Origin of the sequence: Sulfurifustis variabilis (assembly GCF_002355415.1) — a bacterium.
Lineage (GTDB): Bacteria > Pseudomonadota > Gammaproteobacteria > Acidiferrobacterales > Sulfurifustaceae > Sulfurifustis > Sulfurifustis variabilis.
Window position 1 is genome coordinate 86,975 of the sequence record NZ_AP014936.1, and the last position, 15,168, is coordinate 102,142.

Here is a 15,168-nt window from a genome sequence, read left to right on the forward strand (position 1 = left end):
AAGCGCCCGGCTGCCCCGGATGCCGCTCAAACCGCTACCCCCGGACTTCGGCGGCGCGGTATTCGCGGAATAGTCCGGCGCGGGGGTCGAAGGTCCCCGGGCCGTCGCCGACGAGGCGGCGGAGCCGCCATGTCCCCGCTTCCTCGCATGCCCCGTAGCGAAACGGCATGGTCCGGCCGACGAGGGCGAAGCGCAGGTCGTTGAACCAGACGCACGTGCGTCCGTCGCCCCGGTCGATGCGGTAAAGGGCGGGAAAGCGCGCGAAGTGGCGATAGCGGTCGAGCAGATCGAGGTGCCAGACCCGTTCGGCGAGCGCGGCTTCCATCGGGCTCGTCCCGAACCGGGGTACCTGCAACCATTCGGCCCGATTTACCGGCGCGTAGGACGAGTAGACCCGGGTGAACCAGCCCGCGTCCGGCGCACGGGCGGCCGGCTCGCGTCGCAGCAGGTTGACGTAGGCGAGGTGGTAGGTCCGCTCCTGCTCGATCACGAGCATCCAGTTGAACGGCGAAAACGGCTGTGGCAGGGCGTGCGCGGTTCCGTCGACGCCGCGCGCGGTGGCGTACGCTTCGGCCGCCCGCACGGCCCGCTCGTGCAGCATCGCCTGAGATCCGACGTAGGCCACGAGCACCGAGAGCCCGGCGACGGCGGCGCGCCGCCCGCGCCGCGAGAGCGCCGAGGCGAGAAGCCCCGCGGCGAGGATCCCGGTGAAGTACGGATCGATGATGAACGTGAAGGGGAGCGCCACGCGTGCGTCCGAGACCGGCGCGAACACCATGGTGCCGAAGGCCGTGATGACGTCCCCGAGGATGTGGATCGCGATCCCGAGCGCGCAGACGGCCAGGAACGCGCGCCAGTCGTAGCGTCGCCTCGTGATGAGCATGAACGCGTACGCGAGTCCAAGCGCCCAGACCGGCAGCAGGAGGATCGAGTGCGTGATGCCCCGGTGGGTCGTGAGGTACATCAGCGGATCGATGAAGCGCAGGACGAAATCGCTGTCGGGGAACGCCGCCGCCCAGAAACCGACCCACTGCCGCAGCCGGCGCGGCAGCTGCCCGGGCGTCGGGGAGCGCGGCTCCGTGGCGCGCGCGAGGAGCGCGCCGGAGAGCGCATGCGTCAGCGTGTCCATTGCCGTTGGAGTATAAGCGCTCGCATCCCCCGCCTGCCTCCACTGCACCTTCGCGAGTCGCAGCAGGGTCGCGAGGCGCCGGCCGTCCCGTTTGACAAATCCGGCGACGGCGCCCATCCTGCGTGTTAGTTGGTCAACTAACATACGATGGCGACCCGCGGCGACAAACGCACCCGGCTGGTGAAAGCGGCCGACAAGCTGGTTCAGCGGCAGGGGTACCACGCCACCTCGCTCGCCGACATCGCGGCGGCCGCGGGCGTCCCGCTCGGCAACGTCTACTACTACTTCCGCAGCAAGGAGGCGCTCGGCGACGCCCTTATCGGGCAGCGCGGCGAACATTACCGCGCGCGCCGCGCGACCTGGGACCGCGAGCCGGATCCCAAGACGCGTCTCCGCGCGTTCGTGGAGATGACGGTCGAGAACAGCACACTCCTCGCCCGCAGCGGCTGCCCGATCGGCAGCCTGTGCCAGGAGCTGCACAAGCAGGGCGGGCCGCTCGCCGAGGCGGCCAGCGGGATGTTCGCCGAGTTCCTGGACTGGCTCGAGATGCAGTTTCGCGCGCTGGGGAAGGGGGCGGAGTCGCGCGAGCTCGCCGTCCACGTGATGTCGGCGCTGCAGGGGGCGACGCTCCTGACGCACAGCTTCCGGTCGCCCCGCTATATCGAGAGCGAGGCGCGGCGGTTGAAGGCCTGGATCGAAGCGCTGTAACGGAACCGTCGACGAGAAGGGAGAGCCCATGAGCGGGCGAAGACGCAGGGTACTGGTCACCGGCGCCAACGGCTTTCTCGGCCGCAATGTGCTCGTGGCGCTCATGGCGAATCCCGACATCGAGCCGATCGCGGCCTGCCGTCATCCGGAACGGCTGCCGCCGGTATTCCATGGAGAGATCCGACCGGGCGATTTGCTCGACGCGACATACCGACGCGCGGTGACGCGCGACGTCGACGCGATCTGCCACGCGGCCTCGTGGGCGTCCATGTGGAACCATGACGCCCTCGAGCGGGAGCGCTTCTTCGAGCCCACGCGGGACCTGATCGAGCAGGCGATCGGGAACGGGGTGGGGCGGTTCATTCAGGCGAGCACCGTCGCCATCGCCGCCGTCGCGAAGGACGGCGCGCCCCGGGACGACTTCGCCCCCACGCACCACACCGGATTCTGGCCGCATCTCGATCGATTGATCGACCTCGACCGTTACATGCGCGAGCAGGCGCAGCGCGGCACGCAGATGGTGACCTTGCGCCTGGGGCATTTCGTCGGCGTCGGGAATCGCCTGGGCACGCTCCCCGCGCTCGTGCCCCGCCTGCGCACCTATCTCGTTCCCTGGCTCGCGGGCGGACGCAAGCGCTTCCCGATCGTCGCCGACACGGATCTCGGCAATGCCTTCGCGCTGGCGGCGGTGGCCGACGGTCTGGATCCGTACGAGTCGTTCAATGTCTGCGGAACGGAGTTTCCCACCTTGCGCGAGGTGATCGAGCTCGTCGCGGCCGAAACCGGTTTTCCCAGGCCGCTCTACAGCGTGCCGTACGTCGCCGGTTACGCCTTCGGGTGGCTGATGGAAAAACTTCATCCCGTGCTGCCCGGGTCGTCGCCGTTCCTGACGCGCTCGATCGTGCATTTGTGCGAGAGCTGGGTGTGCCCGAACGACTACGCGCGCGCCAAGCTCGGCTACGTTCCCCGCAAGGACTGGCGCACGGCGGTGCGCGAGCATCTCGCCGATCTGATGAGCGCAGGCTATCCCTGGGTTCGCCTCGCCCAGCCCGCCTGACGCTGGAGAATCGCGCTTGGGTCGCCTCGACGTCGGAGTGCAGGTGGGACAGCGGGCCGTGGTCTCGATCCGCTCGCAGACGGTCGCGATTCCCGATCCCGCCCGGCTCGTCCATCTTCAGTTCCGACGGTTCGCGGGCTGCCCCTTCTGCAGCCTGCATCTGCGGTCGGTCGCGCGGGACCATGACGCCATCGTCGCGGCCGGCGTTCGGGAAGTGGTCGTGTTCCGTTCGCCGGCGACGCCTCTGCGACGACATTACGAGGACGCGCCGTTTGCGGTTATCGCGGACCCGGGCGGAGAGCTGTACGACGCCTTTGGCGTCGGCTCGGGCGCGCGGGCGGTGCTCGATCCGCGCGCCTGGGCCGCGGCCGCGCGGGGCGTGGCCGTGATGTGGCCCCGGTTGCCGGCGCTCCCGGCCAACGGGGCGGCGATGCTCGGCCTGCCGGCCGACTTCCTGATCGGCAGCGACGGCCGCGTGCGCGCATGTCACTACGGCGTGCATGCCGACGATCAGTGGTCGGTGGATCGACTTCTCGGGCTGGCGCGCCTGCACGCGTGACACGCGCGAAGAAAAACCGCTGGGGATGAGCGCCATCCTTGAACGGCAACGCGTCGGAGGCATAGCCACGAGCAGCGCCGAGTCGGACCCCGACGAACCGGCCGCCCGAGCGTTCCATGCGGCGTTTCGCGGCCGCTTCACGGGCGTACTCACTTGGCGGGACCTGGACGAACTGTGGCAGCGCCTGTGCGCGAACGCGGGTGCCGGCTGGTTCGTCTATGCCGTCGGCGAACCGGTGCCTCACGCGCCCGCGGCGGCGGAGGCGTTCCGGCGGTTCATCGCCGAGATCGACGTGCTGCTGCGGCGCGAGCACGACGAGGACTATTGCGGAATCGTGTACGTGGACGACAAGGCCGCGCCCGCCTTCGTCAAGATCTTCGATCCGCACCGTCCCGGCATGCAATGCGGCTTCAGCGACAACCCGCCCTTGCCCGGCCGGGTGCTGAGCCGCATTCCCCCGCGCCCCCTCGAGAACGGCGTGCCGGTCCCGAACAGTCGCCGTCGCTGGTGGCGGCGCCTGTGGGCCTGAGGCAGCCGCTCAGGCGGCGGCGCCCTGACGGCGGGCGTAGAGGAAGTAGATCAGCGGGATCACGAACAGCGTGAGCGCCGTCGACGCGAAGGTGCCGAAGATGAGCGAGATCGCGAGCCCGCCGAACACCGGGTCGGTGATGATGATGGCGGTGCCGAGGATGATCGCGAGCGCCGTGAGCAGGATGGGCCGCAGCCGCGTGCGCCCGGCGGCGAGCACGGCCTCCTTGACCGGTTGCCCCGCACGCTCGTGCTCGAGGATGAAGTCGATGAGGAGCAGCGAGTTGCGCACCACGATGCCGGCGAGCGCGATGACGCCGATCATGGAGGTTGCGGTGAAATGCTGGCCCATGATCGCGTGGCCGGGGAGCACGCCGACGACCGTGAGCGGGATCGCGCCCATCACGATCAGCGGAATCGCGAACGAGCGGTAGTAGCCGACGAGCACGAGGTAGATCAGCACGATCGCCACGGCGAACGCCGCGCCGAGATCGCGGAAGACGTCGAGCGTGAGCCGCATCTCGCCGTCCCAGCGCAAGGCGTAACCCTGCGTGTCGGGATCGGCCATGAAGTACTGGGTGAGCGTCACGCCCGACGGAAGCGGTTGCTTGCGCAGGTAGTTCCACATGTCGAGCACCGCGTAGACCTGACTGGTCCGCGCGAGCTCGCCCGTCACGTACACGACCGGCCGCTGGTCCTTGTGGTGGATCGGTTGCCCCGCGGTCGTCTTGCGGATCTCCGCGATCTCCGTGATCGGCACGCGCGCCCCCTGGGGATTGACGAAGAAGATCTTGCGCAGGTCCGAGGGCTCGACCCGGTCGCTTTGCGGGATCTGGAAACGGATCGCGACCGGCTCCTTTTCCTCCTCGAGATGCACCGTGCCCGCGTCGTAGCCGCCGAGGAAGGCGGCGAGCGCCTCGGCGACCTGCGCCGGGAGGATGCCGGCGAGCGCGGCGCGCTCGCGGTTCACGTCGATGCGGTACTCGGTGGTCGCGGCGGCGTTCGAGTCGTCGATGTCGACGACATCGGCGGTCCGCGCGTACACCTCGCGCCGGAGCTCTTCGGCGATCGCGCGCAGGCGCTCGTAGTCGGGCCCGTAGAGCTCGGCCAAAATCGTCGCCCGCACGGGCGGGCCCGGCGGGTCCTCGACCAGCTTGATGTTCGCGCCGGTCAAGGCCGCGACCCGGGCGATCGGCTCGCGGAGCCCGAGCACGATGTCGATCGAGGACGCGTGGCGCAGCGCCTTGTCGCGCAGGTTCACGCGCACCTCGGCGACGTGCGGCCCGCGCTTCAGGCCGGCGCCGCGCAGCAGCCCGTTGAAGTCGATCACGCCCGACTCGCCCACGGTGGTCTCGTAGCTCCAGACCTGCGGGTGCGCGCGCACCACGTCGCCCACGAGCCGTGCGACCCGGTCGGTTTCCTCCAGCGCCGTGCCCTCGGGCAGGTCGACCGTGATGTTGAACGTATTGGTGTCGTTCTTCGGCAGCATCCTGAAGAGCACGAGGTCGAACGCCGGCATCGCCAGCACCGCCGCCATCAGGACGGCGACGGCGGCGAAGAAACCGTTGCGCGCGAGCCGGCTGGCGAGGAGCCCCGCGAGCGCCGCGCCGTAGCCGCGCTCGAGCCAGCCGGGGGCGTGCTCGTGGGCCTCCGCGGCGTGCGGCCCCCCGGTCACGCGCAACCAGCGGTACGCGAGCCACGGCGCCACCGTGTAGGCGATGAAGAGCGAGGTGATCATCGCGACCGGCACGTTGAACGGTATCGGGCGCATGTACGGCCCCATCATCCCCGTGACCCAGAGCATCGGCAGGAACGCGAGGATCACCGTGAAGGTCGCGAGGTTCGTGGGATGGCCGATCTCGTTGACCGCCGCCACCGCGCTCTTCAGCCGGTCCGCGCCCTTCTGCGCGTAGTGCCGGAAGATGTTCTCGATCACGACGATCGAGTCGTCGACGAGGAGCCCAAGCGACAGGATGAGCGCGAACAGCGTGATGCGGTTGATGCTCTGCCCCGCGAGCATGCCGACCACGAGCGTGATGAACAGGATCAGCGGAATGGTGATCGTGACGATCGACGCCGCCCGCCAGCCGAGAAAGATCACGAGCAGGAGCACCACCGTGGCGATGGCGATGGCGAGCTTCTGCATGAGGAAGTCGACCGCGGCGTTCGCGCGCTCGCCGTCGTTGCGCGTGACGTTGACCGCGACGGAATCGGGAATCACCGTTCCCTTCAGCGCCTCGAGCTCCGCGAGCGCCGCGTCCGCGACGCGCACGGCGTTCGTGCCCTGGCGCTTGGCGAGCGCGATCACGACCGCGTTTGTCTCCAGATCGGGAAGCCGGGCGCCGGTGTGCGCGGGTCCGAAGCCGATGCGGTGCACCCGCTCGATCTCGCCGGGGCCGTCGACGATCGTCGCGACCTGCCGCAAATAGACGGGCCGGTGCTGTTGAAGCGCCACCACCAGGTTGCCCACGTCCTCGGCCGAGCGCAGAAAGCCGCCGGCGGCCACCGTGCTCACGGTATTCCCGGAGACCAGCGTGCCGGACGGGATGTCGACGTTCGTCGCCTCGAGGACGCGACGGATGTCGAGCAGCGTCACGTTGTACCGGCGCATGCGCTCGAGATCGAGGTCGACGTTGATGCGGCGCGCGCGTCCGCCGTGGATGAAGGACGCCGACACGCCGTCCGCCCGCCGCAGGTGCTCGAGCGCATCGGTCGCGATGCGGCGCAGCTGCCGGTCGTCCATGCGGTTCGAGGCGAGCGAGATGGTGAGAATCGGCACGTCGTCGACATCGACCGGCTTGACGAGCGGTTGCCGCGTGCCGGGCGGCATGCGGTCGAGGTTGGACATGATCCGGTCGTACAGCTTGACCAGCGCGTCCTCCTTGTTTTCGCCCACGAAGAACTGCACGGACACGACGCCGAGCGAGTCCATCGCGACGCCGTAGGTGTGCTCGACCCCCGTCAGTCCCTGCAGGATGGCCTCGAGCGGCTTGACGATGAGCTGCTCGACCTCCCTGGGCGAGGCGCCGGGCTTCGCGACGATGATGTTGGCCGCCGGCACCACGATCTGCGGATTCTCCTCGCGCGGCGTGGTGAGCAGCGCGAGCAGGCCCGCGAGCAGCGCGACGACGACGATCAGCAGCGTCAGCTTGCTGTCGATGAAGTAGCGCGCGACCCGTCCGGCGAGGTTCGGCGCTTGGTCGGGCTGCCGGTCAACCATGACGTGTCAGCGAAAAGAAATCTTTAACGCTTGATGTCGAATTGAGGTGCGCGTCGCGCGCCTCGTCGATCCAACATTCGGAATTCAGCACTCAACATTCCTTCACTTGCTCGTAACCGGGCTGCCGTCGTGCAACGCGGCGAGATCGCCGAGGACGACCACCTCTCCGCCTTCGAGGCCGCTGATCACCTCGGCACGGTCGCGCGTCGTCGTGCCGACGCGCACCATCCGGAAACGCGCATGCCCTCCCTCGAGCACGTATACGCCGGGGACGCCGCCGATCTCGACGACCGCGCCCCGGGGAACCTGGGCGTTGCCCCGGGCGGGCTTCGCGACGGTTGCGGTCGGGCGCTCGAGCGCCGGCCGCTCGACCGGCGGGGTCGGCGCCGGCGCGCGCGTGCAGGCGCCGGCGATGCCGGCCAGCGCGAGCAGCAACGCGAGTCGCGAACCGGTCATTCGGGCAGCTCTACGGCGCCGGTCGCGAGGGCGAGATTGGCCTGCGCGGCGAGGAGTCCCGCCGAGGCGTTGAGTTTCTCCATGCGCGCCTCGACCAGCACCCGCTCGGCCTGGAGCAGGTCGATCAGGATGGTGCGGCCCTCGCCGTAGCGCCCGCGCACGAGATCGGCCGTGCGCCGCGCCTTGCCCACGTTGTCCGCGCAGATCTCGACGCGCCGGCGCGCCTCCTCGAGCGCGTGCAGCGCCGCGCGCACCTCGGCGGCCGCCTGCTGCTTCACGGCGTCGAGCCGCGCCTCGGCCGCGGCCTGCCCGGCCTCGGCCGCCGATATCTGGTGACCGGTGCGGCGCCCGTTGTAGAGATTCATGCTCACGACGCCCATCACGCTCGTCGCGGAGTTGGCGAGCGCGGGCGAATCGTCGTACCAGGACTGCGCCGCGCCGACGCTCACCTGCGGCCGGTAGGCGGCGCGGGCCGAGTCGACCTCCGTGCGGGCGGCGTCCCGCACGGCGGCCGCCGCGCGCACGTCCGCGCGCCGCTCCTGCGACTGCCGCTCGAGCGCGGCCGCATCGCCCGGCCGGATCTCGGCGGCATCCGCGAGGGGCGCGAGCTCGATCGCCTCGTCCGGCGGCAGGCCCATGACGCGGCGAAGCTGCGTCAGCGCGTTGCGCGCGCGGGCCACGGCCTGCTCGCGGTTCGACTGAACCAGCGCGAGGTTCACGTCCGCGCTCAGCTTGTCGGACTGCACGATGCGCCGCTCGCGCAGCAGGCGCGCGGTAGTCTGCGCGTGGCGCTCGGCGGCGCGCACGGCGTCGTCCATGATGCGCACCGCCTCGGCCGCGGCCTGCGCCGCGTAAACGGCGTTCCGCGCCTGCGTGGCGACCGTCTCGCGGGCCCGGCGGAGCTGGAGCTCGGCCGCCGACTCCTGGGCCGCCGCTCCGGCGATGCCGGCCTGAACGCGCCCCCCGGTGTAGACCGGCCACATGAGCGAGAGCTCGGTCGCGTGCAGCGTGCTCGGATCGGGGTCGTTGAGGCTCGCGGGGTCGAAATCGGGTGCCGTGACGGTGCGCGTATTGAGCTTGTCGGCGAAGGCGTCGAGCGGGTTGTCGCTGCGCCGCGCCATGTAGCGCAGATTGATCTCCGGCTGCCGCCCGCTCTCCGCGGCCGCGGCCTGCGCGGCCGCGGCCCGCCGGCCGGCCGCCACCGCCCGGAGCTCCGGATTGCGCTCGAGCGCGTGGGCCACGGCCTGTTCCACCGAGAGCGGCTGCGCCCCGGCGAGCGCGGGAGCGAGCAGGATCAGCAGCAGCGGCAAACGGGGGCCCATGCGTTTCCTTATAGGATCAGGGGGGCGTCCAAACCCTGATGCAGATCAAAATCGCCTACCGGAACGCGGCGCCCGGCGGTGTCCCCACCGCTTTCAGGATCTTGGCCAGGGGGCAAAAGCCCGTGTAGGCCGACTGCAGCAGGTTGGCGCCGACGAGCGCGGTCAGCCACAACCAGTACGGACTGTGCACCTGCGCGAGCGCGAGACTCAGCAGGATCATGGCGCCGGCGAAGGCGAGGACCACACGGTCGATGCTCATGGCGCTTTCCTCCCGGATGGCGGCAACGCGTCGGCAGGAGCCGCAACGCGGATTCCGGGTGCTAATGCGCTCCCGGGCCGCGCATTTCAACGCGATGACCCCGGCCGGTGTTTCTAGAAGGGCTTGAGGACGACCAGAAGAACGACGGCGATCAGGACGAGCACGGGCAGCTCGTTGAACCAGCGGTACCACACGTGGCTGCGCCGGTTGCGGTCGTGCCGAAAGTCCTTGAGAAGCCGGCCGCAGTAGAGGTGGTACGCGATCAGCAGGATGACCAGCGCCAGCTTGGCGTGCAGCCAGCCGCCGGTGAAGCCGTACCCCAGCCAGAGCCACAGACCGAGCGCGACGGTGACGACCGCGCCGGGCGTCATGATGCCGTAGTAGAGCTTGCGCTCCATGAGCTTGAAGCGCTCGACGCCGGCGGCGTCGGCGGTCATGGCGTGGTAGACGAAGAGTCTGGGGAGGTAGAACAGGCCGGCGAACCACGTCACCATGAAGACGACGTGGAACGCCTTGATCCAGAGCATCAGCGCGCGCCGCGCTGCCGGTAGAACACGAAATCCATCTCGGGGCTGCCGACCCCCAGGCGCGTGCAGATCGCGCTCACCTGCCCGCGGTGGTGCACCGCGTGCGTCATGATGTGCGTGAGCCCGTCGGCCACCGCCGCCTTTCGGTGCGCGCCGTTCGTGGCCGTGTATGCCACCTGCCCCGCGAACCACTCGGGCGGCTGTTTGCCGAGCCACGACGCGATGCCGGCGAACTCCTCGAGCGTGGCGCGCTTGAGCCCCTCCCACTCCTCGAAGAGCACGACGTCGTAGGGAACGGACTTTCCGGAGTCGCCGGCGAGCCGGGCGCGCCAGTTGCGCGTCACGACGAGGATGTGATCGACAGTGCGGTGGATGTTGCGAAAGAAGAGCCCGAGGTCCGCCTGGCGCTGTTCCTCGGTGAGGGTATCGAGCGAGCGAAACAGCTCTGCCGACGCCCATCGCTGGTAGTCGGCCTGTTCAACGAAAAAAGCCTTCATCGGGGAGGTCCGTTCTCGAGAAACGGCGCCATGATACGGCGGGCCCGCGCGATGTCCAGCTTGCCGGTCTCGCGGTAGACGATATGCCCTTCCGGGTCGATGAGCAGCGTGGTCGGGATCACCTTGATGCCCGCGAACGCGCCCGCGACACGGCCGTCGACGTCGAGCGCGACGGGGTACGGCACCCCGCGTTCGCGCACGAAGGTTTGCACCGCGAGCGGCGGGTCGTAGGGCATCGCGACGGCGACCAGCTCCAGACCGCGGGGCCCGAGCTCCCGGTAGAGCCGGACCAGGTCGGGCAGCTCCTCCACGCACGGCACGCACGTCGGCGACCAGAACGCGATCACGAGCGGGCGACCGCGGAGCTCACCGAGGCTGATCGTCCGCCCGTCGAGCAGAGGAAGCGGTGTCTCCGGTGCGGTGCGGACGGCGTGGCTCGGGAGCAGCCAGGCGATCAGCGTCGCGAGCGCCGCGACGAGGGCGAAGACGGCCAGCGGCGATGCACGCTCACGGAGGAACGCGCGCGCGCCGCCGGGTTTCCGGGTCGGTTTAGAAGTGGGTGAAGAACCCGAGGCTGATGAAATTGAGATCCTCCTGCACGACGGCATACTCGAGCTCGAGCCCGGACTTGCGTGAGAGCCGGAACCCCACCCCGGCGCCGAACGTGAAGTCCCAGTCGTCGCCTTCGAATCCGGTGGCGCCGTCCACGTTGACGTCCCACCAGCCGTAGCCGGCCTTCGCCTTCAGAAACACGTTGCCGGCGGTACGGTAGGCGAGGTACCCGGCAAGCGTCTCCACGTCCCAGTCGTTTCCCCCGATCTCGCCGTCATCGAACGTGCGCGTGTATTCGCCCTCGACAGCGAGGGAGCCGTTCGTGTCCTCCATCAGGGTGTAACCGACCAGCGCCCCCAGGTTCGTTGCCTCGTCGCCGCGGTCGGGATCCATGAGGCCGATCTTCGCGCCGAAATAAAGCGGGTTGCCCGGCTGCTGCGCCTGCGCGGGCGCGTATGCCGTCAAACCGCAAAGGGCGAGGAGCAGTGCTACCGCTGATCTCTTCATGGCGATCTCCTTTTCCTGATTTGGCTTCCGTGCGTGGGGACTGGCTGCTTCGTCCTAAGCTAACAAAGCAGGTCGAGGAGCGCCATTGCGGTCAAATCACCGCAGTCGCGGCAGGGGAGGACCGGTCCGGGACGAAGGCCAGCAGCAGGTCGTTCAGGAAGCGACGCCCGAGCTCGCTCGGCACGACGCGGTCGGTGCCCGGCTCGATCAGCCCCCGTCGCCGCCCCGTCTCCAGGCCGCGGTCCAGGCGGTCGAACGGCAGGCCGGTCCGCTCTTCAAAGAGCGCCGGCGCGAACCCCGCGTGCAGGCGCAGCGCATTGAGCATGAACTCGAAAACGAGGTCCGGCTCCTCGAGGCGTTGGGTGCTCGCGCGCGCCGCGTCCGTGCCGGCGTGCCGCATGTACGCCGCCGGGTGCCTGGCATTCGCGTAGCGCCACGTACCGCCCGCCCCGGTGATCTTGGCGTGCGCACCGGCGCCGATCCCGAGGTAGTCGCCGAATTCCCAGTAGTTCAGGTTGTGCCGGCATTCGCTTCCGTGCCGGGCGTACGCCGACACCTCGTAATGCCGATAGCCGGCGTCGCGCAGGCGCTCCTCGATCGCCTGGTGCATGCTCGCGACCGCCTCGTCGTCCGGAAGCGGAGGCGGGTGCGCGTGGAAGTACGTATGGGGCTCGAGCGTGAGCTGGTACGCGGACAGGTGGGCCGGTCCGTACGCGAGCGCGATCTCGATGTCCGCCAGGGCCTGCCCGGCCGTTTGGCCGGGCAGCCCGTACATCAGGTCCAGGTTGAGGTTCCGAAATCCGGCCGCGCCGGCCGCTTCGGCCGCGCGCCGCGCCTCCTCCGGGCCGTGAATGCGCCCGAGTGCCCGGAGCTTTCCCTCCTCGAAACTTTGGATGCCGATCGAGAGCCGGTTCACGCCCGCCTCCCGGAATCCGCGGAAGCGATCGAGCTCGACCGTACCGGGGTTCGCCTCGAGCGTGATTTCGGCGGCCGCCGCGAGCGGGACGCGGTCCCCGATGCCCGCGAGCAGGCGCGCAATCGAGGAGGGGTGGAACAGGCTCGGCGTCCCGCCGCCGATGAAGATCGTCCGCACCTCGCGGCCGCCGGCGAGCGTCGCCGCGTGCGCGAGGTCGCGCAGCAGCGCGTCGACGTAAGCGTCCTCCTCGAGCTCGCCGCGCAGCGCGTGCGAGTTGAAGTCGCAGTACGGACACTTGCGCACGCACCAGGGCAGGTGCACGTACAGCGAGAGCGGCGGAAGGGGCGCGGGCATGGGACCGGGACCGGGAAAAAGCGATTATATCGCGGCGGCGGGACGCGCCGTCGCCGGCACCACCGGTCCGCTGCGTGCGCGACCGCGCGCAACTGCGCAAGAACCGGGTTGAGACGCGCCCGTGCGCCTTTCTAAGATGCCGCCATGAATCCGACCGATTACGCGCGCGTCGAACAGACCATCCGCTACCTCGACCGCCACTTCCACCGGCAGCCGGGCCTCGCCGAGCTCGCGGCCCAGGTCCACCTGAGCGAGTACCACTTTCAGCGCCTGTTCCGGCGCTGGGCGGGCGTCAGCCCGAAGCGGTTCCTGCAGTACCTCACCGCCGACTACGTGAAGGCGCGCCTGCGCGACGCGGCGACCGTGCTGGAGGCCGCCGACGGCGCCGGTCTCTCGAGCGGCGGCCGGGTGCACGAGCTCCTCGTCACGCTCCACGCCGTCACGCCCGGCGAGTGGAAGTCGGAAGGTGAGGGTCTCGTCATCCGCTACGGGTACGCGCCCACGCGCTTCGGCGAATGCCTGGTCGCCGCGACTGACCGCGGCATCTGCGCGCTGCATTTCGCCCCCGACCCGAGCCAGGCCTCTCTCGACGGGCTGCGCGCACAGTGGCCGCGGGCGCGGTTTGTCGAGCGCCCGGGCGAGGCGCGGGCGATCGCGCGGCGCGTCTTCGGCTCCGGCGGGGAGCCGCTCGCGCTGCACGTGGGCGGAAGCAACTTCCAGATCAAGGTATGGGAGGCGCTGCTCACGGTACCGGCCGGGCGGCTCGTCTCCTATGACGAGCTGGCGCGCCGCGCCGGCCGCCCCGGCGCGGCGCGCGCCGTCGGCACCGCCGTGGGCGCGAACCCCGTCGCCGTGCTGATTCCCTGTCATCGCGTCATCCGCAAGACCGGGGCGTTCGGCGAGTACCGCTGGGGCGACACCCGCAAGAGGGCGCTGCTCGCCTGGGAGGCGGCACGCGCGAATCAATTCTGAATGTTGAACGCGTAATGCTTGATTCGGTGCGCACCGCGCGCGCTCATCAATTCAACATTCAACATTAAGCATTCAAGATTGCTGTTTCAGACGCGCTCCTCGGCCGTGACCACGGCGCGCGGGCGGGCGGTCGACACGAGCACCACCCCGGCCAGGATGACGATCATGCCGAGCAGCTGCCGGGCGTCGAGGCGTTCGTCGAGGAGCCACCAGCCGAGGACGACCGCGACCGCCGGATTGACGTAGGCGTACGTGCCGAGCGAGGCCGGCGTCACCTCGTGCAGCAGCCAGACGTAGGCCGCGTACGCCAGGCAGGAGCCGAAGACGATGAGGTAGAGGAGCGAAGCGGCGCTCGCCGGCGTCCACCGCCAGTGCGCCGCCTCGCCCTGCGCGAGACCGAGGGCGATCAGGATGAGCCCCGCCAGGAGCGACTGCCACGCCGCCGACATGAGCGGGGCCGTGCGCGGGCGCACGCGGCGCGCATAGATCGAGCCGCTCGCCCAGGCGACCGATGCGCCGAGGATGGCGAGCTGACCGAGGAAGAGCCCGCGCCCGAACTCGCTCGGCGGGTCGAGCAGCACCGCCACGCCGAGCAGGCCGATGGCGAGGCCCGTGATCGTGCGACCCCCGAGCGGTTCGCCGCGCGGGCCGAGGGCGCCGAGCGCCGCGATCCACAGCGCCGTGGTCGCGACGATGAGCGCCGCCTGGTTCGAGGCCACCCATTGTTCGCCCCAGACGACGAGCCCGTTGGCGGTGACGAGGAGGAGCACGGCGACGATCGCGATCGTGCGCCACTCGCGCGCACCCGACGGCCATGCCTGGCCGGTCAGGCGCGCATAGGCGAGCAGCAGCGCGCCCGCCGCGAGAAAGCGCGCGCCGGCGAAGAGCGCCGGAGGCAGCTCGGCCACGCCGACGCGGATCGCGAGATAGGTCGAGCCCCAGACGAGGTAGACGATCGCAAAGGCGGCGGCGACCTTGAGTCGCCAGGACCGGTCGTGGGTCACTCGCGTCCCGGCGCCAGGACAGCGACGAGCTGGCGCAGCGCCTGGCCGCGGTGCGAAAGCCGGTTCTTCTCTTCGGGCGCGAGCTCGGCGGCCGTGCACCCGTGCGTGGGGACGAAGAACACGGGATCGTAGCCGAAACCGTTCGCGCCGCGCGGGGCGCGGGTGATCCGGCCCTCCCACGTGCCCTGGACGATGAGCGGAGTGGGATCGTCGGCGTGGCGCAGGTACACCATCAGGCACTGGAAGCGCGCGGTGCGCCGGGCGTCCGGCACCTGTTCGAGCTGCTCGAGCAGCTTGCGCAGGTTGGCCGCGTCGCCGGCGCCCGGTCCGGCGTAGCGCGCCGAATAGATGCCCGGGGCGCCCTCGAGCGCATCGACCTCGAGCCCGGAGTCGTCGGCGACGGCCGGCAGCCGCGCGTGGCGCGCGGCATGGCGGGCCTTGAGGATCGCGTTCTCGACGAAGGTGAGGCCGGTCTCCTCGACGTCGGTCACGGCGAACTGCGACTGCGGGACGACCTCGAGGTCGTGACCGGCGAGCATCTGGTTGATCTCGCGCACCTTGCCCGCGTTGCTGCTCGCGAGCACGATCCGGCGGGTCACGG

The 15,168-nt window shown here is 70.1% G+C and carries 17 protein-coding genes; 5 read left to right on the forward strand and 12 right to left on the reverse strand.

Annotated features, from left to right (window positions below; all coding sequences use genetic code 11):
- Positions 1–34: 34 nt before the first annotated feature.
- Complete coding sequence (locus tag SVA_RS00360) at positions 35–1,246, reverse strand: metal-dependent hydrolase (RefSeq protein ID WP_169923912.1); 1,212 nt, start codon at positions 1,244–1,246, stop codon at positions 35–37.
- Positions 1,247–1,276: 30 nt separating this feature from the next.
- Between SVA_RS00360 and SVA_RS00365 the strand changes: the two genes are divergently transcribed.
- The 4 genes from SVA_RS00365 to SVA_RS00380 are packed head-to-tail and all read left to right on the forward strand — an operon-like array spanning position 1,277 to position 3,982.
- Positions 1,277–1,837: a TetR/AcrR family transcriptional regulator gene (locus SVA_RS00365; RefSeq protein ID WP_096457174.1), complete on the forward strand. Its 561-nt coding sequence runs from the start codon at positions 1,277–1,279 to the stop codon at positions 1,835–1,837.
- A gap of 28 nt (positions 1,838–1,865) precedes the next feature.
- On the forward strand, positions 1,866–2,894 hold the full coding sequence (locus SVA_RS00370; RefSeq protein ID WP_096457177.1) for an NAD-dependent epimerase/dehydratase family protein: 1,029 nt from the start codon (positions 1,866–1,868) through the stop codon (positions 2,892–2,894).
- A gap of 16 nt (positions 2,895–2,910) precedes the next feature.
- A complete protein-coding gene (locus tag SVA_RS00375) occupies positions 2,911–3,453 on the forward strand; it encodes an AhpC/TSA family protein (protein WP_197703301.1) in 543 nt (180 codons plus the stop codon).
- Between the two features lie 25 nt (positions 3,454–3,478).
- The gene (locus SVA_RS00380) at positions 3,479–3,982 is read left to right on the forward strand and encodes a hypothetical protein (RefSeq protein ID WP_197703302.1); all 504 of its coding nucleotides are present in this window, start codon (positions 3,479–3,481) and stop codon (positions 3,980–3,982) included.
- A gap of 9 nt (positions 3,983–3,991) precedes the next feature.
- Here the strand turns inward: SVA_RS00380 and SVA_RS00385 are convergent, their stop codons facing one another.
- The 9 genes from SVA_RS00385 to hemW form a co-directional block, all read right to left on the reverse strand.
- Complete coding sequence (locus SVA_RS00385) at positions 3,992–7,201, reverse strand: efflux RND transporter permease subunit (protein ID WP_096457179.1); 3,210 nt, start codon at positions 7,199–7,201, stop codon at positions 3,992–3,994.
- A 102-nt stretch (positions 7,202–7,303) separates the two neighbouring features.
- Complete coding sequence (locus SVA_RS00390) at positions 7,304–7,657, reverse strand: efflux RND transporter periplasmic adaptor subunit (RefSeq protein WP_096457182.1); 354 nt, start codon at positions 7,655–7,657, stop codon at positions 7,304–7,306.
- The gene (locus SVA_RS00395; protein WP_096457185.1) at positions 7,654–8,979 is read right to left on the reverse strand and encodes a TolC family protein; all 1,326 of its coding nucleotides are present in this window, start codon (positions 8,977–8,979) and stop codon (positions 7,654–7,656) included. Before SVA_RS00395 ends, SVA_RS00390 begins: the two co-directional genes overlap by 4 nt.
- Before the next feature lie 55 nt (positions 8,980–9,034).
- On the reverse strand, positions 9,035–9,238 hold the full coding sequence (locus tag SVA_RS00400; RefSeq protein ID WP_096457188.1) for a YgaP family membrane protein: 204 nt from the start codon (positions 9,236–9,238) through the stop codon (positions 9,035–9,037).
- A gap of 113 nt (positions 9,239–9,351) precedes the next feature.
- Complete coding sequence (gene hemJ, locus SVA_RS00405) at positions 9,352–9,765, reverse strand: protoporphyrinogen oxidase HemJ (protein WP_096457191.1); 414 nt, start codon at positions 9,763–9,765, stop codon at positions 9,352–9,354.
- Positions 9,765–10,262: a DinB family protein gene (locus tag SVA_RS00410; protein WP_096457194.1), complete on the reverse strand. Its 498-nt coding sequence runs from the start codon at positions 10,260–10,262 to the stop codon at positions 9,765–9,767. The genes hemJ and SVA_RS00410 overlap by 1 nt, the downstream gene beginning before the upstream one ends.
- Complete coding sequence (locus SVA_RS00415; protein WP_096457197.1) at positions 10,259–10,870, reverse strand: TlpA disulfide reductase family protein; 612 nt, start codon at positions 10,868–10,870, stop codon at positions 10,259–10,261. Before SVA_RS00415 ends, SVA_RS00410 begins: the two co-directional genes overlap by 4 nt.
- On the reverse strand, positions 10,812–11,321 hold the full coding sequence (locus SVA_RS00420) for a porin family protein (RefSeq protein ID WP_096457200.1): 510 nt from the start codon (positions 11,319–11,321) through the stop codon (positions 10,812–10,814). Before SVA_RS00420 ends, SVA_RS00415 begins: the two co-directional genes overlap by 59 nt.
- Positions 11,322–11,412: 91 nt before the next feature.
- Positions 11,413–12,591 carry a radical SAM family heme chaperone HemW gene (gene hemW, locus SVA_RS00425; protein WP_096457202.1) on the reverse strand — a complete coding sequence of 393 codons (1,179 nt, stop codon included), beginning with the start codon at positions 12,589–12,591 and terminating at the stop codon, positions 11,413–11,415.
- Between the two features lie 144 nt (positions 12,592–12,735).
- On the opposite strand from hemW, the gene SVA_RS00430 reads away from it, so the two are divergent.
- Positions 12,736–13,563, forward strand: a complete 828-nt coding sequence (locus SVA_RS00430) for a methylated-DNA--[protein]-cysteine S-methyltransferase (protein ID WP_096457205.1) — start codon at positions 12,736–12,738, stop codon at positions 13,561–13,563.
- 86 nt (positions 13,564–13,649) lie between these two features.
- Here SVA_RS00430 and SVA_RS00435 read toward each other — a convergent pair whose 3' ends face one another.
- Together SVA_RS00435 and SVA_RS00440 are read right to left on the reverse strand one after the other, a co-directional pair.
- Positions 13,650–14,567, reverse strand: a complete 918-nt coding sequence (locus tag SVA_RS00435; protein ID WP_096457209.1) for an EamA family transporter — start codon at positions 14,565–14,567, stop codon at positions 13,650–13,652.
- Positions 14,564–15,166: an XTP/dITP diphosphatase gene (locus tag SVA_RS00440; RefSeq protein ID WP_231971820.1), complete on the reverse strand. Its 603-nt coding sequence runs from the start codon at positions 15,164–15,166 to the stop codon at positions 14,564–14,566. Before SVA_RS00440 ends, SVA_RS00435 begins: the two co-directional genes overlap by 4 nt.
- Positions 15,167–15,168 lie beyond the last annotated feature (2 nt).